This window comes from Trinickia soli, assembly GCF_002879855.1.
GTDB classification, from domain to species: Bacteria; Pseudomonadota; Gammaproteobacteria; order Burkholderiales; family Burkholderiaceae; genus Trinickia; species Trinickia soli.
In genome coordinates this window covers 281,438-300,115 of record NZ_PNYB01000003.1, presented here as the reverse complement: position 1 = coordinate 300,115, position 18,678 = coordinate 281,438, and the positions used below count along the sequence as shown (strand labels likewise).

Genomic DNA, 18,678 nt, shown 5'->3' with positions numbered 1-18,678 from the left:
AGCATGACCGCCACAGTAACGATCTTTCACAACGTTGTCTGGTCGCGCCACAAGGGGGCTGTGTTTTCCGCGCTCCACACCTTGTCGGCCGTAGGCACGATTCGCTACGCCATGGTGCAGATCGCCGACACGGAGACCGATCGCCTCGGCTTTTCCGACGTCGACTATTCGTTTCATCGCTATCCGATGCGAAAACTGTTCGACGGCTGCTACGACGAGGTGCCGACGTGGCGGATGATGGTGCGGCTCACGACCGAGGTGCTGAGAGCGAAATCGCAGCTCGTCGTGCTACCGGGCTACCATCGGCCCGAGTATTGGGCGATGCTCGCCGCATGCATCGTGACGCGCAAGCGGCGCGCCGTGTTTTGCGACTCGACCGCATTCGATCGGCCCCGTCGGCTCTTGACGTCGATTCCAAAGCGCATCTTCTTCTCGCTCTGCGACGGCTATTTCGGTTTCGGCGAACGCAGCCGCGAGTACCTGATGTCGCTCGGCGCCAAGCGCGAGCGCATTTTCGTGCCGTGCCAAGCCGCGGCGCTGCCGCGCTCGTTCTTGCCGGAGCGCGCGCTCGCCGAGCGTGTGACGGCGCGCCGCGATGGCGCGCTCGCGTTTCTGTACGTCGGCCGGCTTTCCGAGGAGAAGGGGATCGAGACGCTGCTCGATGCGTTCGAGCTCGTTCACGAGAAGCAGCCCGCCGCCACCTTGCGCATCGTTGGCACCGGCGCGTTGAACGATGCGTTGCACGTACGCGTGCAATCGCTTGCGCTCGGCGACGCGGTGCAATTTGTCGGCAGCTTGCAGGACGAGCCGCTCTCGCGCGAGTACTTCGGTGCGACTTGCCTGGTGTTGCCGAGCCATAGCGAACCCTGGGGGCTCGTGGTCAATGAAGCGCTGAGCCACGGGTGCCCGGCCGTCGTCAGCGATCGCTGCGGCTGTCTGCCCGAACTGATCGTCGAGGGCGTGACGGGGTGCTCGTTTCCGGCCGGCGATGTGCAGGCGTTAGCGCTGACGCTGCTCGATGCCGCGTGGCGCTTTCACGACAGCGAGCAGACGGCTCGCGCGTGCATCGAGTGCATCGCGCATTTCGATCCGCGCGCGGCGGCAGCGAACATCGAGCGTGGCTGCGCGGCGATGTTGTGCGGGCCGGCCGATGGCCGGGCCGCCGCTCGGATGGGAGGCACCCCGCAATGAAACTGCTCCTCTATGGCCTCAATTACGCGCCCGAATTGACGGGCACGGGCAAATACACGGCTGAAATGGCCGAGGCGCTGGCGCTTCGAGGGCATGAGATACGCGTCGTGTGCGCGCCGCCTTACTACCCGGCTTGGCGCGTGACGGCGGGGTGGTCGGCTTGGCGTTACAGCCGGGAGATTCGCGCGGGCGTGCAGGTGCGGCGCGCGCCGCTGTGGGTGCCGTCCCATCCGGGCGGGGCGACGCGTGTTGCGCACCTGGCATCGTTCGCATTGGCATCGGTCTTGCCGATGCTTGCGCAGTGGCGTTGGCGGCCGGACGTCGTGATGACGATTGCGCCGACGCTGTTATGCGCGCCGACCGCGTTGGCGCTTGCGCGGGCGACGGGCGCGAAGACGTGGCTGCACGTGCAGGATTTCGAAGTCGATGCCGCTTTCGAACTCGGACTGCTCGGTCGGTCGCGGGCGGCGCGTGCCGCGCACGCTTTTGAACGCGCTGTGATGCGCCGCTTCCATGTCGTTTCTTCGATCTCCGAGCGGATGGTCGAAAAATTGTCGACGCTTGGCGTCGAGCCCTCGCGTGCGATGTGCTTGCCCAATTGGGTCGATGTCGATGCGATTCGTCTGATCGATCGGCCGAGCGTTTATCGGCAGGCATTGTCGATCGGCGAAGGCGACAAGGTGGTGCTGTACGCGGGCAACATGGGCGCGAAGCAGGGGCTCGAGCATCTGGTGGTGGCGGCGTCTTTGCTGGCCCGGCGCACCGACATCCGATTCTTGTTGTGCGGCGACGGGCCGATGCGTGAAGACTTGGCGCGCCAATGCGCGGGCCTGCCCAACTGCACGCTGATCGGACTGCAGCCTGCGGACCGGCTCAACGAATTGCTCAATATCGCCGACGTGCATGTGCTGCCGCAGCGAGCCGGTGCGGCCGACCTGGTGATGCCTTCGAAGCTGACCGGCATGATGGCGAGCGGACGCGCGATCGTCGCGATGGCGCGCGAGGGGACCGAGCTTCATGGCGTGCTGGCAGGGCGAGGTTTGATTGTTCCGCCGGAAGATGGAGCGGCGCTCGCTTCGGCGATCGAAGCGCTGGCCGACGACGCGAGCGCTCGTGCGCGGCTCGGTGCTGCAGCGAGGGACTATGCAGAGCGCTCATTGTCGCCGCGCGTGGTGATGGAGCGCTTGGAGCAACGGCTGTATGCATGCTGCAACAGGTTGGGCGCGGACGGCGTCGCAAACGAGCCGCAGGGGGCCGGGGCCGTGCAGTGCGACGAGGGCGAGCGGCTGGCATGGACGCCGGAGGCATCGACGCCGGCGCACGGGTTGAGCCGCGCGGCCATCGATGAAACCGGACCTATGCACGAAGCATCCGCGCACATATTCCGCGAGCCTGGATAAAGGGTGGCGCGGGAGCCGCATTCACCACGGCATCTTATAAACCTGCCCCACCGCCTTTCCGACATCCCCCGGCCCGTGATACACGGATAATGCGGCCCCCGTGGGGGTTTGCGCGCCGGGATCGGCTTGGTTGACCTTTGCTTCGCGCGCGTCGTCTTTACCCGCGATACCCGGGAGCGGCGCGGCTCTCCCTGGTCCTTGCGCGGCCGGTTGCTGCGCATATCGCCCACCCGCCAGAGCGCCGCGCGGCACTCGCTGCGTGTTCGTCAGCACATCCTCTGCCTGGTTCGCGGCATCGTAGGCGGAACGATACGGATCATCGAATGCGGGCGGCGCTCCCAACAGCGCGTCGGGATCGCCGTGCAATCCTTGCAGGTGATCAACCGCGCCGCGCCCCGCTCGATCACCTGCCGCGGGCGCCATTCGCTGCGCCGCCGCGTCGTCGCCTGCCGGTCCGTTCAGGTGTCGTTGCGCTTGCGCGTTGGCCATGCATGCGAGGCCGAGCAGCGCACCGAGCAGCATCGGACGCATCACCGGAGAAGCAGTCTCCACATCGGCCTCCTTGGCGGACATCAACCTCGCTTTTCATGCTCGCGCGCGCGTGGCCCCGCGCCCCGCCAAAATACCGCCTCGCTCCGCCATACACGTCGATCGGCGCACGCGAGAACGCGTGATTCGAACCATAATCGTCCACATAGCCGCGAGAAACATCGTTCCAAACACCGAAATGGACCGCCCGGTCGAACCCCTCGTCATCGATCTGAGCCAAGCCGGAAAGGGCAACTACGTCGCCAAGCGCGGCCTGCCCGTGCAAGTGCTTTGGTTCCTGATAGAAGCCTGCGTCATCAATAACAAACTGAACCCCAGTTCAGCGCTGCGCGTTGCTGCGCTCCGTCTATTCGGGGCAAAGATCGGCAAGGGGTGCCGGTTTCCCCATCCGCTGCGCGTCAAAGCACCATGGAATCTCGAAGTGGGCGATCACTGCTGGTTCGGCGTCGACCTCTGGCTTTACAACCAAGCGCCGATCCGCATCGGTTCGCATGTCTGTCTGTCACAAGGGACATTTCTGACGACGGGCTCGCACGACGCGAGCACGACGATGGATTTGCGCGTCGAGCCGATCATCATCGAAGACGGTGTTTGGATCACCTCGAAGTGCGTCGTGCAAATGGGCGTGCGCATCGGGCGCTCCGCCCTGGTTACGCCGCTCTCGGTGGTGCATCGATCGCTGGCACCGGGCGGCGTCTACGGTGGCAATCCGTGCCGCTTCATTCGCCCTCGATTTCCTTCTTGAGGACTGCTTCCTGCACTTCGGTGGCGGTCCGCGCCGGGATGTTGGCGGACAAATGCGCCACATCGCCATGAACATAAGAGAAAAAGGGGGAAAGCGATGTTCATCGACACGCGAGGAATCGACGAAGGGCGAGAGATCGAAACGACCATATGTATTGTTGGCGCAGGCGTCGCCGGCATCACGCTTGCGCTCGAACTTGACCGCTGCGGAATCGACACGTGCCTGCTCGAAAGCGGCGGCTACCGGCCCGACGACGATACGCGCGATCTTTATCGTGGCGAGAACGTCGGTTTGCCGTACACGTTCGCGGACGGTAGCCGCAGCCGCTACCTCGGCGGCAGCAGCAATTGCTGGGGCGGCTGGTGCAGGCCACTGGACCCGTGGGATTTCGAGGCGCGCGATTGGGTGCCCGGCAGCGGCTGGCCGTTCGGGCTCGAAGAACTCGAGCCCTACTACGCGCGCACGCATCCTTTGCTGAAGCTCGGACCGAACGAGTTCGATCCGGCGTTTTGGGAGCGATCGATCAATCGTGCCGACGTGAAGCGAATTCCGCTCGTCACGGGGCACGTGCGCGACACGGTCGCGCAGTTCAGTCCGCCCGCACGGTTCGGCAGGCTCTATCGCCGCGATCTCGAGCGTTCGCCGCGCATTCGCGTGTTCTTGCACGCGAACGTCGTGCATATCGATACCGATGCCGACGCGTCCCACGTCACGAAGGTGCAAGTCGCGACCTTGTCCGGCCGCCGCATCAGCGTGACAGCCAAGCGCTTCATCGTGGCCGCCGGCGGCATCGAGAACGCACGCCTGCTCTTGGCGTCCAATCGCGTGCAGGCGGACGGTCTCGGCAATGCTTACGATAATGTCGGCCGGTACTTCATGGATCATCCGCGCCTCATGTCGGCGAGCGTGCGCTTCTCGAAAGCGTGGTCGCGCAACAAGCTCTACGACATCAAATATCACTACCAAAACGCGGCCGTCTCGGCGCACGGCACGCCCATCTCGTCGCAGTTCGCCTTGACGCCGGAAGTGTTGCGTCGCGAGCGTCTGCTCAATTCCCGGGTCTGGTTTTATTCGCTCTTCTACGGTGAGGGCAGCGAAGGCGCCGAGGCGCTGATCCGCTGCAAGCAGGCGGTATTGCGCAAGGATCAACCGGGTTGGCGTTTCAGCCGCGATCTCGCAACGATGCTCAGGCATCCCATCGATACCGCAGGGTTCGGCGTGACGCGCTTGTTGCAGCCTCGCGCACTGATTCGCGACGTCAAGCTGCAAGCGATCGTCGAGGCGCAGCCGATCCGCGACAGCCGTGTGACGTTGAGCGCGCAGCGCGATCGGCTCGGCATGCCGCGCGTCAAGGTCGCATGGCGGTTGAGCGAACTCGTGCAGCGCACGTTCGATCGCACGTTCGCTTTGCTCGGCGAGGAACTGCGCGCGAGCGGCGTCGCGCAGATTGAACTCGACGCGCCGCTCGAGGGGCGCGCATGGCCGGCGACGCTCGAAGGCACGTGGCATCACATGGGCACGACGCGCATGCACGATTCGCCGCGCGAGGGTGTCGTCGACCGCGACTGCAAGGTATTCGGCATCGACAATCTCTTCGTTGCCGGCAGCTCGGTGTTTCCAACCGTCGGGGCCAACTTTCCGACGATCACGATCGCGGCGCTCGCGCTGCGTCTTGCCGATCACCTCGCTCGGTCGTTGCGCGCACCCGACGCGCTGGCCGTGTCGAATCCGCCTTGCGAGGCCGGCGTGGGCCACGCGGCGGCGCCGTTCGCCACTGCGCTGCCGCTTGCCGCGGCGCTCCAACGCGTGGCGAAAGAGTGAGCAGGTGAAGCGAGCCCGCAAAACGCTGATTGGCTAGAGGTCGGGCTTTGCAGCCATTCGCGGCGCCGAGGTGCGTTCCGTTCGCTGTGCGCAGGGGCTATCGTGCTCGAGCACCTGAAGCAGTTTTCGCACGTGAGCGTCGACCGTAAAGTGCTCGATGAAAGTGGTACGCGCCCGCGCACGCATGTGTGCGCGCGACGGCGCATCGAGCGCGAGCCATTGACGCAGGTTGGCCGTCGCGCCTTCGATGGTGTCCGATGCGACGAAGCCGGCGCGGTCGGCTTCGATCTCGCGCCAGATATTGATCTTGTCGGAGATGAGAACGGGGGTTCCACTTGCGAGCGCCTCGGCGACGGCAACGCCGAAGTTTTCTTGATGCGATGGGAGCGCGAATACATCGCTGGCCGCGAATGCACCCCACTTGAGATCGCCTTGCAAGAGTCCTGTCCAGGTCACTCGTTCGGTGATGCGAAGCTCAGAGGCGAGCGCGCGCAACCGCGAAATCGTATCGGCATCGCCGGCGCCCGCGAACACCAGGTGCAAACGCGGCTCGGCTGCCGCAACATGCGCGAACGCACGAAGCAAGATGTCGCATCCCTTCTTCGGATGAATGCGGCCAAGAAAAAGCACGAGCCGCTGTTCGGCCAGCGCAGGGTACGCCGAGAAGAAGCCGGCTCGAAGCTGCCTCTCATCGCCGGTAGGGGACGCTGCACCATGCGAGACGACGCGCTCGCGTACGCGATACAACCAGAACGACTGACGTGCGAGCGCACGCTCTTGTGCGGTCGTAAAGAGAACGGCGCGTGCATCGCGCAGCACGCGATATTCGGCCCACGGCCAGTAGAGCCACTTCTTGGCATGTTTGAGCGGGTACGCGCGCTTGAACCACGGATCGAGCATGCCGTGCACGAAGACGTAATACGGCACGCCGAGTCCGCGCAGGGCGCGATGCGTAGCCAACCCGGGATATTGCCAAAGGCCGTGAACGATGACGGCATCGAAGCGCGACGCATGCTCGCGCAGCCAAGCCACGACCCCCGGAGCATAGGCATATTTGCCGCGCCCTGGGCCCAGTGCCGCGACGGGCAGCGGCGCATTGGCGAGAAATGGCGCATCGGGCGCATCGACCGTGGCGGCTTCGACGTGGTGACCGAGCGTCGCCAGCGCGAGTGCGCATTGGCGTACGCCCTCGACCGGTCCGCCGGCTGCAGGATCAAGCGAGGGTAGGACGTGCAAAAGTCTCATGACGGGGCGTCCATGGCGCCGAGTGGCGAATGGGGCGTGCGCCGCAGCGGAGCGGCGAGCGCCGTGCTCCGCGCGCGCCGCGTCAATTGCGCATGCATCGCCACCATCAGCCCGAGCGCGACGCCGAACACCAGCGCGGAGAAGCGCGGCCCGAGCGGATTGCCGCCGACGGACGCGGCCGGCAGTGCAGCGGTGAGCAAAATGGCGCGCCCGAGGACCGGCAGTTGCGGCGTATCGGGCGCGTTCGCGCGCCAGCGGCGGTAGGTGAGCGTGCAGCGCACGAGCGCGTAGAGCAGCGCAAGCGGCAGGGCGAGCCCGAACAACACGCCACCCGCGAAGAATTGATAGACCCAGAAGTTGTGCCCTGCGGTCCAATCGCGCTGTGCGTAGAAATCCTTCTTGCTGATTTGCCCGGCAAGGTCCGGCAGATAGGCGGGGGAATAGCGATAGTCGTGGCCATAGCCTTTGCCGATCAGCAGCGAGACCGGGGACGACACGACCTGATCGAATTGATCCCGTATCTCGGCGAGGCGCGTGATGGTGGTCGGATCCTTGCCGGTTTTCGTGGCATCCTTTGCGAAGTCGATGCGCTGTACCCAGTGCTCGGTTACGTCGGGAAAGCACGATGCGGCGCCCACGGCCATCGCGCCGAGCACGATCGCGGCCAAGGCAGCGCGCATCGCCGCATGCGCGACATGCCGCATACCAGGCGCGCTCATCCACACGGCGAGTGCGAACAGCAATGCGGTGCCGACCAGCAACGAGCGCGTGACGCTCAATAGCTCGATGACGATGCTCGCCATGAACAGACCGAGCGTGAGCGCGGTAAAGCGCTTGGCGATGACGAATTCATGCAGCAGCACGCCTTGCAAGCCGAGGAAGGTGACGGAGACGATCCGATAACGCACATCCGCGAGCGGCCCCGCGATCGTCAGACCGTAAAGACAGGTGAAGCCCAGGCTGACCGCGTTCGCCCAAAACAGCGCCTTCTCGAATTGTTCGATGCGCTCTTCTTGCCACGGACGACACGCGGCGATAAATCCCAATTGGAACAGCGCAAAGGGGAGCAACACGCGCAGATATTGGCCGACGCTGTTTTCCTGGAGCCACTGCGTAACCAGACTGGCCGGCACGGCGAGGATCAGCGACACCGTCATCAATGAACGTAGCGGCGAGCGATCGCGAAAACGCGGCCCGATCAGCGAGAGGATGACGCCTGCCCCGAGCGCCGGGATCGTCAGAAAGATTTGCGCGAGATGGTTGTCACCCGCATTCGCTGCCTTGTAGTCCATGGCGAGCGGGAACACGAACAGCCAGATCCACAAGTGCGCATACGGATTGCGTGCCGCTCGCGCGGCGCCCGATGCGAATCGGTATCGCGCCTCTGACATGTCGGATCGGTTCCTATTGGTTCGCGGGCGTGGCCGATGACGGTCCCAGGCCCGATGCACGTGCCGACTATAACGCCGGCGCGTGCCTTGCCACATGCCGGTGGCGGCGCGCGACTAGCGTTCGGCGGGAATGGACGGATGGGGGTTCGGCACATGATGCAGCGTTGCCATCACGTCCGTGCACCGAGGCGCTTGTCTGTTTCTTCCGCCATATTGGCGGATACCCGCCCACCGGGCGGCCGAAGATCGAAGAGCCGAATCGAAACCGGCCGCACAGCCGGATAAGGAACCGACGATGATCAGGAATCCGTTCGGGGGAGCGAAGACGATCGTGCGCGATCGAGCGATCGAACTCGACTTCTTGCGCGGGATCGCCATTCTCGCCGTCATGGGGTATCACTTTCGTTCGGTCGACCCCGGATGGGCGATCGTGTCGATCGCGCAGTATCCCTTCACGCATTTCGGCCGAGAAGGCGTCAATCTGTTTTTTACGCTGAGCGGCTTTCTCGTCGGTGGCCTGTTGCTGAAACAATATGCTCAGCACAACGCGATCGATGCGCGCCGCTTCATCGTGCGGCGGATCTTCAAGATCTGGCCGGCGTATTACGTGCTGATCGCGTTCCATGCGATCGTGCGCCGTCATCCGCTCGACAGCTTTCTCGTGCAGAACCTCATACACTTGCAGAACTACCTCGGCACGTCGATTTCTCAGACTTGGAGCCTCGCCGTCGAAGAGCACTTCTACCTGCTCCTGCCGGCCGTGCTGCTTTTGTTCGCGCGGTGGCGCCTCGGTGCCCACGCGATCCTTGCCGTGCTGGGCCTCGTTTGCCTGACCGTACTTGCGATCCGCTCCGTTGCCGTCGCGCACGGACAGCTCGACGCAGCGTTCGCCTATACGCAATATCGCATCGACAGCTTGCTTGCCGGCGTGATGCTGGCCGTGGTCTATTGGATGGCGCCCGACGTCTACCGGCGTTTCGCGCGCAAGACGTGGCTGCTCGTCGCGCTTGTGATTGCCTTGATCGCGTGGCTCGGGTTCGCGACGCCGCATTACGCGATCGACGAAAGCATCGGTTATACGATCCAATCGATCGGCTTCGTCGCCCTGATCGTGCTCATGCTCGAGCACAGCGCGGCGATTCGAGGCGCGTGGTGGTTTCGCGCCGTCGCATGGGTCGGCGTGTATTCCTACGGCATTTACCTCTGGCACTCCGTGGCGCTCGCACCGGGCGGGCTTTTCATCGCCAAGGCGATGGCAGCGGGCATGCCACGCCTCCTGGTCTGGGGCGCGGCGCTCGCATTTCAGACGTGCATCGCCATCGGCGTCGGATACGTGACGACGCGCGCTATCGAGTTTCCGTTCCTGCGTCTGCGCAACGCGTTGTATCCCGCCGCGCGCGAGACGCGTGTGCCTGTGCGCGGCACTGCGTGCGCACCGCAGCCGGCCCCTGGTGTTACGGGCGCGGTGATTGCAGCGCGCACTGTCGATGAGGCGCCGCCGAGCGTCGGCAGACAAGCATCGCAAGGATAGTCGGAAGGCCGGGTGGCCGCGGCGCCGTCAGAGGATAGTCAGAATTTCACCAGACCGGCGCGGGACGCGGGCTCGATCCTCGATGCATCGCGCAGCGTGCGTTTGAATGCATCGAGCGTATTGTGTGCGAGCAATGCGGCATGACCGCGCGCCGGCTGGCGATCCGGTTCGCGCGCGTCGCCGAGTGCGTCATGGAGCGCGCGCTCGATGGCCGCTGGCGACAGGTCTCCGAGTACGGGGCCGAGCGAACCGTCCATGCAGAACCAACCGATCAATCCCTCCGAAGTCGCGATAACGCGCTTGCCGAATCGATAGGCCTGCACGAGCACGCCGCTCATGCCGTAGTGCCCTTTGTAACCGAGCCACACCGCATCGCATGCGGAAAACAGATCGAATTCCATGTCTTGCGAGATGAATCGATCGATCAGGATTGGCGCCGGCGTCAGACCGCGCGCTTGCGCGCCGAGAAACGCGCGTGTGTCCGCATCCTGCTCGCCGGCGACGACGAGCGTCGGGGCGCCTTGCATGCGTTCAAGCGCAACGACGAGTTCGCGAATTCCCTTACGCTCGGTAATCGAGCCATAGACGAGCACATGCGGTCCAGGCCCGAAGTTCAAGCGGGCCCGCGCCGCGGCCGGATCGTCCGAGCGGGCGTCGGGGAAGGGATCGGCGAGATAGGAGATGGCGGCGCGTGGCTCTGGCAGCGCATGAGCGCACCATTGCGGCAGCGTCGGATCGATCGACAGCAGTGCGCGCAACCCGCGCGCACGGACGGCGCGTCGAAACAAGCGTGCTTTCACGGCGTTGAGCAGCGGACGGTCGGGCGCTTTGACGCCGACGTGCCGATGATGAAACGAAGCGCGCATCGTGATGCCGATCCAAGGCGTGTCACGGAACGGCGATCTGAGCAGCGCAAGCGCGTAGAGAAAGTAGTCGACGTAGGGGACGACCACCAGCGCAACCGGTTCAAGGTCGCGGGCGAAGCGGTAAGCGTGTGCGAAGTATCGGTGATAGCGCACGTACGCAAGGCGCTCGGCGCGGGCGGCTATACCGCGGCGCGGCGGCGGATCGTCGATGAATGCGATCTCGAGGTCGGGGCGGTGCGCGTCGGTGATGCCGCGCGAGAAGCGATGATCCGCGTTGCATGACGCCGTGACGATCAGGCAGCGCAAGCCCGCTTCGGTGTAGGCCTCGGCAGCCCATTGAGCATAGCGCCAACGATGCCCGGTGAAGTTGGGCTCGATGATGAGCACGGTCGGGGAGGGCGGCGCTTGCAGCATCATCAATGGGACCAGTAAGGGGTGAGCGGCGCTCGACGTTGATCAAGGAACAGTAGCACCCGCCGATAGGCATCTGGCGCCAATCTGTCGCCAGTTTGCGCGCGTTCGCCGCGTGCTGCGGGTGTTGGCGGTTCGTCGCTAGGAGATGGCGTCTTTCGCCGGCTTCGAAGCGTTACTTTGATCCTCGCGTCGCCCGTGCGATGCAGACGGGCGGCACGGCTGCGCCCGCCGCCCGTCTTTTCGTCCAACGATGCGCGCCCACCGATGCGGATTGTGTCCAACGTGAACACCTTGCGGGAAAAGAGAGCCAGCTCGATGCGCTTCGCGGCGGCGTCGCTGCGCGCGGGTCTCGCGCCGAGCGCTGCGACGTGGGTGCTCGCCCAGCAGGTGGCCGTGCGTGGGCTGGTCGCGGTCAAGTTTCTCGCGATTGGCCGCCTGCTCGGGCCGGCGGCGATCGGCAGCGTCAGTGTCGCGCTGCTGGCCGTCGCGATCGCCGAATCGCTGTCTGACACGGGACTGGCGCAGGCGGTCGTGCAAGGCCGCGACGCGCCGACGCGCGATGAACTCGGCGCGGTCTTCACGACGCTGGTCGCGCGTGGGGCCTGCGTGGCGCTCATCCTCGTCGCACTGGCGCCGTTCATGGCGAGCCAGTTTCACCTCGTCGGATCGTTGCTGCTGCTGCAGATGGCCGCGGCGCTTCCGCTCGTGCGCGGGATCGCCTCGCCTGGCTACTACGTCGCACAACGCGAGCGCCGCTTCTCATGCATCGCGGCGATCGAGATCGGCGCCGCGTTGGCTGATTGCTGCGTCGGGCTCGCGTTTGCGTTCTCGGGCGCCGGCGCTTACTCGGTGCTCATCGGCATGCTGGTGGGCGAAGCGCTGAAGACGACCGTCACCTGGGCTGCGTTGACGCCGCGTCCGCCGCTTACGCCGCGCTGGTCGGGCATTGGTCACTACATTGGTTTCTCACGGTGGATCTGGGCCGGCAGCGTCGTCAATCTCGTCCTCAATCAGTTCGACAAGGTCGTCGTCGGCAAGATGCTCGGGCCCGCGCAACTCGGGGCCTATCAAATGTCGTCCCGGCTCGCGCAGATGCTGCTGGCCGATGCGGCCATTGCGCTTTCGCAGTATCTGTTTCCGACGTTCGCCGCGCATCATCGCGAGGATGCCAAGCGCGCCGCGACCCTATTCAGGCGTTATCTCGCGATCGGCGCATGCGCGGTGGTATTGGTCGTGCTCGTGCTGCGTGCGATGGCTTCATGGTTGTTTGCGCTCGTGCTGGGACCGCAGTGGATGCCGGCCGTGCCGCTGTTTCGCATCTTCGTCGTCAACATGGCGCTCGGGGCGCTGATTGCCGTGCTCGTGGCTTACCTGCGTGCGCGAGGCGATGCGCGCACGGCGGCGCAGGCATCGGCGTTGCAGGTCGTCGTGCTCGTGGCGGTCGTGCCCGTCGCGCTGCGCCAGTGGGGCGTCGTAGGCATTGCATGGGGCATGACGGCGGGCCTCGCGACAGCCGGGCTTTGGATGTTCTATCGAACCGTGAAGCCGCGCTGATTCGGAGCGGCGCTCGGAACCTTTACGCCCAAACCAGCCGCACGCCGACGAGCACGAGCACGGCGGCGAGCAGATTGCGCAGCAGCGCCTCGGGCGAACGTGACGAAAGATGGCTGCCGAGCGCGATGCCGGGCAGCGAGCCGATCAGCAGCGAGATCAGCATCGCGCCGTCGACGGAGCCGAGCATCCAATGGCCCATGCCGGCGACGAGCGCGAGCGGCACCGCATGCGCGATGTCGGAGCCGACGATGCGCGAGGTGGCCAGCTTCGGGTGGAGCAGCAGCAAGACCGTTACGCCGATTGCGCCGGCTCCGACCGAGGTCAGCGACACGAGGACGCCGAGCACGGCGCCCGTCAAGGCAGTGAGCAGCGCGGTGCGGGTCGGGTCGATGCCGCGCGGCGCACGGGCCGCGAGCGCGGCGAGCTGCGGACGGAAGATCAGCGCCACCGAGGTGATCAGCAAGGCGGTGCCGAGCACGTGCTGAATCAGCGACGTGGCGGCCTGCGAATGCATGCCGTAGCGATGGAGCAGCCAAAGCGTGAGGAGGGCCGTCGGCACGCTGCCGCTTGCGAGCCGGCCCGTGATGCGCCAATCGACGGAACCCTTGAGCCCATGCACGAGGGTGCCGGTCGCTTTTGTCACCGCGGCATAGAGCAGATCGGTGCCGACGGCCGTGGCCGGATGCACCCCGAAAAGCAGTACGAGCAGGGGCGTCATCAACGACCCCCCTCCCACGCCCGTCAAGCCGACGAGGAAGCCGACGCCAAGGCCGGAAGCGGAGTACATGAGGTTGATGTGCGGCAGGTGCATCGTGCGGTAAGGGGCCGGCGGCGCAGCCATGACAATTTGAGCCTGCGATTGTAAGCTGCGGTCGTGAGGTTCCTTAGATCAATCGGCCATATCGTTAGATCGATCGGCGATAAATGCGCTCCTCGTTCCGGCCAGCAGGGGTTCGGGCCGGCTCGTGCGAATCGCCGGGCTGCGGCGCCAGGTTCGACGGGCTTCGATGGGCGTTCGCGCCGCCAAGGTGGCCGCAGACGGCTAGAAGATGGCGTACGCGGGCAGGGGTGCGTGCGGTACGTTTTGCCGATGACCTCTGCCGGCCCGACGGCGTGCCGGCGCGTTAAGCGGAATCGATGAAGCCCTCGGCAACGACACCATGCGCATCCTTCAGTTGGTCCTCGCGCCTCGGCTCTCCGGCGCGGAAATGCTCGTCAAGGGCATCGCGATCGGTCATCGGCAGAGCGGCCATACCGTTGGCATCACGTCGCTGCTGCCGCCCGAACCCGATTTCGCCGATGCGGCCAATGAACTCGCCGCGCACGACGTGGCCTGCATCTTTCCGTTGCGCCGGCATGAACATCTCGCCCGGCTGGTCTTCCTCTATCGCGTCGTCCGGCGCTTCGCGCCCGACGTCGTCTTCGCCCATACGACGATTCCGGCCCTCTACGCGCGCGCGCTGCCGGTCGCCGTTCCGATCGTCTTCGTCATGCATTCGGGGATGAACGATTTCACGGAGAATCGATGGCTGCGGCGGGCCGAGCGCGCGTTGTCGCGGCGGGCCAGCGCCGTCATCGGCGTGGCCCAGCGCAACCTCGATCAATACGTGGCGACGATCGGGCCGCATCGGCTGCTGTTCGTCGTGCCCAACGGCGTCGACCTCGCGCGCTTCCGTCATACGCAGGACGCGCCGCGCGCGAAGCAGATCGTCCAGATCGGGCGCTACATGCCGGAGAAGAACCAGCTCGACACCGTTCGCGCTTTTCGCGAGGTGCTCGCGTGCGAGCCCGGCACCACGCTGCATTTGTGCGGCGTCATCGAAGACCGCGACTACCACGCGCAGATCCTGTCGCTCGTCGACGCACTCGGCATCGCAGCGAGTGTGCGCGTGGAAGGGCCGCGTTCGGATGTGCCCGACGTCCTTGCGCGCGCCGACGTCTTTGCGATGCCTTCTCGCTTCGAAGCGCATAGCATCGGCTTTCTCGAAGCGCTCGCATCGGGCATTCCGATCGTCGCCAATGAGATCGCGGCATTCGCTTTCGCGCGCGACTACCCGAGCGTGAGCCTGGTCGATACGACGGACATCGAACGATACGGCCGCGCGTTGACCGAGGCGCTGACGCAACCGCGTTCGACGCGCCCGCTCGAAGGGTTGACGCTGGAAGATACCGCTCGGCGCTACCTGGAGATCGCAGCCAGGGTGGCGGGCTGAGGCGGCGAGCGGCGAGCGGCGGCGATGAACGGCGTGCGCCCGGAGCGGGCGCACGCCATCGGCCGCACCCGGTCAGAGCGTGCGAGCCTGCGACTGTCCCGCGGCCCTCGGCTGCGTCACCGCGCTCACGATGATGAGCACGACGACGTTCAGCACGAGCGCGACGAGCCCGATGTTGACGTCTTTGAGCTTGTCGGGCAGGAACGGGAACCATTGCCCGATGCTCGCGTGCGCGAGGGTCGTATAGGCGACGACGGCCACGCCCGCTACGATCCCCGCGAACGCGCCTTGCCTGGTGACCCAGTTGCGCGGCGCGAGGCTGGTGACGACGGCCGGGAACAGTTGCGTGACGAAGCTGTAGCCCATCAGCAGCAGGGCGACGATCGTCTCGCCGCCGCGCAGCGTGAAGAAGACGGCGACGAGCGCGATGACAGGCACGAGCGCGCGTGCGAGCTTGGCGACCTTCGCATCCGCCGCCGTGCGATCGACGGCGCCGCGGTAGACGTCGTTGGCGAGCAGCGTGGCGGCGGCGTTCAGAATCATCGAGCCCGGCACGAGCGCGGTGAGCACGCCGGCTGCCCCGATCACGCCGATGAACCACGGGTCGAACGCCTGCAGCGACAGATGGAACAGCGACAAGTCGATGTCGCTGCCCTTCAGGCCCGGCACCTTCAGCGTCGCCGCGAAGCCGACGAAGAACACGAACAGCAGGATCAGCTGATAGAGCGGCAACACAGCGGCGTTGCGCCTGAAGATGCGTTCGTCGCGCGCCGTGAAGATGGAGCCGAACGTATGCGGCCACATGAAGAAGCCGAGCGAGGTCAGGAGCACGGTGGACTGGAACCACGCCACGCTCGAACCCTTCGCCGGGAACGTCAGGAAGCCGGGCTTGGCCGTATCGATCGCATGGAACATCGGGCTCAAGCCGCCGTAGAAATGCATCGGCAAATAGAGGCCGAGGAAGATGACGATCCCGAGAATCATGAGGTCTTTGAGGACCGAGTTCCAGGCCGAGCCGCGCACGCCGGAGATGGTCACGTAGGCGGTGACGACGATCGCGCCGATCCAGATCGCGGCCGTCGGCGAGATGACGCCATACGAGGCCGTCGCCACGATGATCCCGAGTCCCTTGAACTGCAGGACGAGATACGGCACGAGCGCGACGACGTCGACGATGGCGACCAGCACGCCAAGCGAGGGGCTTGCATACTTGCTCGCCAGGAAGTGCGGCTGCGACACGAGCCGGTGCGACTTCGCGTAACGCCAGATCGGCGGCAGCAGCCAGTACGACAGGATGTACGCGAGCGTTGCGTAGGACAGGATGTAGTAGGCGGCGGCGCCCTTGCCGTATGCGAAACCGCTGCCGCCGAGGAACGTGAACGTCGTATAGATCTCGCCCGCCATCAACAGAAACACGAAAGCGGTGCCGAAGCTGCGTCCGCCGACCGACCACTGCTCGAGACTCATGTCGTGGCCGCGGCGGGCGCGTACGCCGAGCCCCAGCGCGACGAGCGTGATCGCGGCGATGATAAGAAGCGCGCTACTCATGAACGGACCTCCTCGTCGAATTGGGCGCCGGCGCGATTGGCCGGGTCGAGCCGATAGACGAGCGCCATGATGGCCGCGCTCATGACGACCCAAAACACGATCCAGGCCAGTACGAGCGGCATGCCGAGAACGAGCGGCTCGACGCGATTGACGAAGGGGACGCCGAGCAGAATGCCGATGAACGGCAATACGGCGAGTAACCGAAGAACCATGAAAATCACTCCTCGAGGCGAAGCGTGCAGCAGATGGACTAACGGTATTGCGGACGTGGGCCGGCGTTTATTGCGTATTGACTCTATGCCGGTCCCCTCGCAGCGTAAAGGTTTTCAAAAAAATCCGCGTCGGGGCTTACGCCAACTGCGTTAGGCTCCGTCTGGCGGCGCTTCGTGCCGCAGATTGTGACCCGCGGTTGACCAACTGCAGTGCTCCGCCCGCGGCTGTCCACCCTTTCGCGGCCGTTTCGCGACGGGTTTTGCCGCGCCGTCCGTTTAATGGGTTTTACCGGCTAAGACACGGCGCGATGTTCGGAGATCGGACAAATTCGATGACGGGGCGCATCCAGAGCGAGAGAGGGCCATATTGAGCGAGCGCGATCTCGATGCCGAACTCGTGGCTCGCGTGGCGCGCGACGACGCATCGGCCGTGCGCCAGCTCGTCGCGCGCAAGCTGCCGAGATTGCTCGCATTGGCCGTTCGCATGCTGGGCGATCGCATGGAGGCCGAAGACGTGGCGCAGGAGGCCTTCGTGCGGATCTGGAAACAAGCGCCGCATTGGCGCGAAGGCGAGGCGCGCTTCGACACCTGGCTGCACCGCGTCGCGATGAACCTCTGCTACGACCGGTTGCGCGCGCGGCGCGAAACGCCCGACCCCGCGCCGGAGGATGCGCCACCCGAGGACGAGGCGCTCGCGCCGAGCGGGCCCGAAGTAGCGCTCGAAGCGCGCCAGCACGGCGCGCGCGTGCGACAGGCGCTCGCGGCCTTGCCGCCGCGCCAACGCGAGGCGCTCGTGCTCACCTATTACCAGGAACTGTCGAACGCGGAAACGGCGAGCTTGATGGGCATCAGCGTCGATGCGCTTGAAAGCCTGCTCGTGCGGGCGCGACGGGCCATCCGCGCCCAATTGACGGAAGCCGCGCAGAACGCACCGCCGCCGGCTCATTCCGGACCCGCACGCGAGGGCGAGCGTTCCGCCGCCACGCGCAAACGATGACGATTTGCAAGGAAGATCGATGACGACGATGACCTCGGAACGATTCGCTCGGATTGTCGACGCCTACGGCGCCGACCCGCGCCGCTGGCCCGCGGATGAGCGCGCGGCGGCATGCGCGTTCGCACAAGCGCACCCGCGCGAGGCGCAGCAGTGGCTCGCCGCGGCCGCGGCTGTGGACGCGGGCTTGGCTGCGGATCTCGTCGAGCCGGCCAGCCGTGCGCTGCAGCGCCGCATCGTCGCTTCGGCGCAGGGGGCTGGCCGGGCCGGGCTCAGGGGCGCGCGGCCCCGCTTCTGGTGGGTGCCGGGGGCGGCGCTGGCCGGGGCCGGCATCGCCGGGCTGGCGGCCGGGGCGATGGCGATGTCGCTACTGATGGTGACGGGCGAGCATGGGCCGGCGCCGCACGAGTCCTCGTATTTCTCGACGGGATTCGATGCGACGGGCGGCGAGGGGAGCGTCGAATGACGACACGTGCCATCAAAGCGCTCTGCATCGGCTCGCTCGCGCTGAACATTTTTCTCTTGGGTGCGATCGCGGGCGGCGCCTATCGCTGGTTTTCGGCCCGGCACGACTCGCCAGCCGCCGTCGCGGCGGCCGGGGCCCCACCGGCGCTGCGTTACGCCGCTCAAGCGCTCTCGCCGGAGCGGCAACGGCAGTTCCAGGATGCGCTGCGCCAAGCGCGGCGCGAGGCCCGACCGCTTGCGCAGCAAGCCCGCGAAGGGCGACGGGAGGTATTGCGGCTCGTCGCTGCGCCGCAATTCGACCGCTCTGCGCTCGACACGGCGCTCGAAAACACGCGCGCAGCCGATCGCCGGGTGCGCGAACGCGTCGAGGCGGCCGTGGCCGCGTTCGTCCAAACGCTCACACCGGCCGAGCGCGCGACCTTCGCGCAGGGTCTGAGGTTGCGCGGGCAGTGGCGGGAGCCACTGGCGAAGCGGCCGCGCGAGCCAAGCCAGACATCCGATGCGAACGGGCAATGAGCGGCGCGCCGCGCCGCGCTGGC

16 protein-coding genes and 1 pseudogene are annotated in these 18,678 nt (G+C 65.8%); 10 read left to right on the top strand and 7 right to left on the bottom strand.

Annotated elements, in window-relative coordinates:
- Positions 1–3: 3 nt before the first annotated feature.
- Positions 4–1,191, top strand: a complete 1,188-nt coding sequence (locus tag C0Z19_RS05600; RefSeq protein WP_102608789.1) for a glycosyltransferase — start codon at positions 4–6, stop codon at positions 1,189–1,191.
- Positions 1,188–2,591, top strand: a complete 1,404-nt coding sequence (locus tag C0Z19_RS05595; protein WP_102608788.1) for a glycosyltransferase WbuB — start codon at positions 1,188–1,190, stop codon at positions 2,589–2,591. Before C0Z19_RS05600 ends, C0Z19_RS05595 begins: the two co-directional genes overlap by 4 nt.
- A gap of 21 nt (positions 2,592–2,612) precedes the next feature.
- On the opposite strand, the gene C0Z19_RS05590 is transcribed toward C0Z19_RS05595, so the two are convergent.
- The gene (locus C0Z19_RS05590; RefSeq protein ID WP_146012002.1) at positions 2,613–3,143 is read right to left on the bottom strand and encodes a hypothetical protein; all 531 of its coding nucleotides are present in this window, start codon (positions 3,141–3,143) and stop codon (positions 2,613–2,615) included.
- 175 nt (positions 3,144–3,318) lie between these two features.
- Between C0Z19_RS05590 and C0Z19_RS05585 the strand changes: the two genes are divergently transcribed.
- Both C0Z19_RS05585 and C0Z19_RS05580 read left to right on the top strand, forming a co-directional pair.
- Positions 3,319–3,885 (top strand): LbetaH domain-containing protein, encoded by a 567-nt coding sequence (locus C0Z19_RS05585; RefSeq protein WP_233196008.1) that lies wholly within the window; start codon positions 3,319–3,321, stop codon positions 3,883–3,885.
- Between the two features lie 96 nt (positions 3,886–3,981).
- Positions 3,982–5,706, top strand: a complete 1,725-nt coding sequence (locus C0Z19_RS05580; RefSeq protein ID WP_102608786.1) for an FAD-dependent oxidoreductase — start codon at positions 3,982–3,984, stop codon at positions 5,704–5,706.
- 33 nt (positions 5,707–5,739) lie between these two features.
- Here the strand turns inward: C0Z19_RS05580 and C0Z19_RS05575 are convergent, their stop codons facing one another.
- Positions 5,740–6,951, bottom strand: coding sequence for a glycosyltransferase (locus C0Z19_RS05575; protein ID WP_102608785.1), 1,212 nt, complete (start codon positions 6,949–6,951; stop codon positions 5,740–5,742).
- Positions 6,948–8,342, bottom strand: coding sequence for a hypothetical protein (locus C0Z19_RS05570; RefSeq protein ID WP_175083924.1), 1,395 nt, complete (start codon positions 8,340–8,342; stop codon positions 6,948–6,950). The genes C0Z19_RS05575 and C0Z19_RS05570 overlap by 4 nt, the downstream gene beginning before the upstream one ends.
- Before the next feature lie 295 nt (positions 8,343–8,637).
- Here C0Z19_RS05570 and C0Z19_RS05565 point away from each other — a divergent pair, with 295 nt between their 5' ends.
- The gene (locus C0Z19_RS05565) at positions 8,638–9,873 is read left to right on the top strand and encodes an acyltransferase family protein (RefSeq protein WP_102608784.1); all 1,236 of its coding nucleotides are present in this window, start codon (positions 8,638–8,640) and stop codon (positions 9,871–9,873) included.
- 38 nt (positions 9,874–9,911) lie between these two features.
- Here C0Z19_RS05565 and C0Z19_RS05560 read toward each other — a convergent pair whose 3' ends face one another.
- The gene (locus C0Z19_RS05560) at positions 9,912–11,156 is read right to left on the bottom strand and encodes a glycosyltransferase (RefSeq protein ID WP_102608783.1); all 1,245 of its coding nucleotides are present in this window, start codon (positions 11,154–11,156) and stop codon (positions 9,912–9,914) included.
- Positions 11,157–11,417: 261 nt separating this feature from the next.
- On the opposite strand from C0Z19_RS05560, the gene C0Z19_RS05555 reads away from it, so the two are divergent.
- Positions 11,418–12,707, top strand: coding sequence for an oligosaccharide flippase family protein (locus C0Z19_RS05555; RefSeq protein WP_438947146.1), 1,290 nt, complete (start codon positions 11,418–11,420; stop codon positions 12,705–12,707).
- Between the two features lie 22 nt (positions 12,708–12,729).
- Here the strand turns inward: C0Z19_RS05555 and C0Z19_RS05550 are convergent, their stop codons facing one another.
- Entirely contained in the window at positions 12,730–13,518 is a 789-nt protein-coding gene (locus tag C0Z19_RS05550) for a sulfite exporter TauE/SafE family protein (protein WP_102608856.1), read from the bottom strand.
- Positions 13,519–13,867: 349 nt separating this feature from the next.
- On the opposite strand from C0Z19_RS05550, the gene C0Z19_RS05545 reads away from it, so the two are divergent.
- Complete coding sequence (locus C0Z19_RS05545) at positions 13,868–14,920, top strand: glycosyltransferase family 4 protein (protein WP_102608782.1); 1,053 nt, start codon at positions 13,868–13,870, stop codon at positions 14,918–14,920.
- Positions 14,921–14,992: 72 nt separating this feature from the next.
- On the opposite strand, the gene C0Z19_RS05540 is transcribed toward C0Z19_RS05545, so the two are convergent.
- Together C0Z19_RS05540 and C0Z19_RS05535 are read right to left on the bottom strand one after the other, a co-directional pair.
- The gene (locus C0Z19_RS05540; protein WP_102608781.1) at positions 14,993–16,468 is read right to left on the bottom strand and encodes a sodium:solute symporter family protein; all 1,476 of its coding nucleotides are present in this window, start codon (positions 16,466–16,468) and stop codon (positions 14,993–14,995) included.
- Positions 16,465–16,680 (bottom strand): DUF3311 domain-containing protein, encoded by a 216-nt coding sequence (locus C0Z19_RS05535; RefSeq protein WP_102608780.1) that lies wholly within the window; start codon positions 16,678–16,680, stop codon positions 16,465–16,467. The genes C0Z19_RS05540 and C0Z19_RS05535 overlap by 4 nt, the downstream gene beginning before the upstream one ends.
- 322 nt (positions 16,681–17,002) lie before the next feature.
- Here C0Z19_RS05535 and C0Z19_RS05530 point away from each other — a divergent pair.
- The 3 genes and pseudogenes from C0Z19_RS05530 to C0Z19_RS05520 form a co-directional block, all read left to right on the top strand.
- A pseudogene (locus C0Z19_RS05530) lies at positions 17,003–17,677 on the top strand (RNA polymerase sigma factor); the annotation flags it as partial.
- A gap of 28 nt (positions 17,678–17,705) precedes the next feature.
- The gene (locus C0Z19_RS05525; RefSeq protein ID WP_102608855.1) at positions 17,706–18,140 is read left to right on the top strand and encodes a hypothetical protein; all 435 of its coding nucleotides are present in this window, start codon (positions 17,706–17,708) and stop codon (positions 18,138–18,140) included.
- Positions 18,137–18,655 (top strand): periplasmic heavy metal sensor, encoded by a 519-nt coding sequence (locus tag C0Z19_RS05520; RefSeq protein WP_102608778.1) that lies wholly within the window; start codon positions 18,137–18,139, stop codon positions 18,653–18,655. Before C0Z19_RS05525 ends, C0Z19_RS05520 begins: the two co-directional genes overlap by 4 nt.
- Positions 18,656–18,678 lie beyond the last annotated feature (23 nt).

Bases quoted from the DNA above. Each gene is read 5' to 3' on its own strand.
- C0Z19_RS05560 (WP_102608783.1), bottom strand. From the start codon at position 11,156: ATGATGCTGCAAGCGCCGCCCTCCCCGACCGTGCTCATCATCGAGCCC.
- C0Z19_RS05545 (WP_102608782.1), top strand. From the start codon at position 13,868: ATGCGCATCCTTCAGTTGGTCCTCGCGCCTCGGCTCTCCGGCGCGGAA.
- C0Z19_RS05550 (WP_102608856.1), bottom strand. From the start codon at position 13,518: ATGCACCTGCCGCACATCAACCTCATGTACTCCGCTTCCGGCCTTGGC.
- C0Z19_RS05580 (WP_102608786.1), top strand. From the start codon at position 3,982: ATGTTCATCGACACGCGAGGAATCGACGAAGGGCGAGAGATCGAAACG.
- C0Z19_RS05565 (WP_102608784.1), top strand. From the start codon at position 8,638: ATGATCAGGAATCCGTTCGGGGGAGCGAAGACGATCGTGCGCGATCGA.
- C0Z19_RS05570 (WP_175083924.1), bottom strand. From the start codon at position 8,342: ATGTCAGAGGCGCGATACCGATTCGCATCGGGCGCCGCGCGAGCGGCA.
- C0Z19_RS05540 (WP_102608781.1), bottom strand. From the start codon at position 16,468: ATGAGTAGCGCGCTTCTTATCATCGCCGCGATCACGCTCGTCGCGCTG.
- C0Z19_RS05575 (WP_102608785.1), bottom strand. From the start codon at position 6,951: ATGAGACTTTTGCACGTCCTACCCTCGCTTGATCCTGCAGCCGGCGGA.
- C0Z19_RS05600 (WP_102608789.1), top strand. From the start codon at position 4: ATGACCGCCACAGTAACGATCTTTCACAACGTTGTCTGGTCGCGCCAC.
- C0Z19_RS05585 (WP_233196008.1), top strand. From the start codon at position 3,319: ATGGACCGCCCGGTCGAACCCCTCGTCATCGATCTGAGCCAAGCCGGA.
- C0Z19_RS05535 (WP_102608780.1), bottom strand. From the start codon at position 16,680: ATGGTTCTTCGGTTACTCGCCGTATTGCCGTTCATCGGCATTCTGCTC.
- C0Z19_RS05520 (WP_102608778.1), top strand. From the start codon at position 18,137: ATGACGACACGTGCCATCAAAGCGCTCTGCATCGGCTCGCTCGCGCTG.
- C0Z19_RS05595 (WP_102608788.1), top strand. From the start codon at position 1,188: ATGAAACTGCTCCTCTATGGCCTCAATTACGCGCCCGAATTGACGGGC.
- C0Z19_RS05555 (WP_438947146.1), top strand. From the start codon at position 11,418: ATGCGGATTGTGTCCAACGTGAACACCTTGCGGGAAAAGAGAGCCAGC.
- C0Z19_RS05525 (WP_102608855.1), top strand. From the start codon at position 17,706: ATGACCTCGGAACGATTCGCTCGGATTGTCGACGCCTACGGCGCCGAC.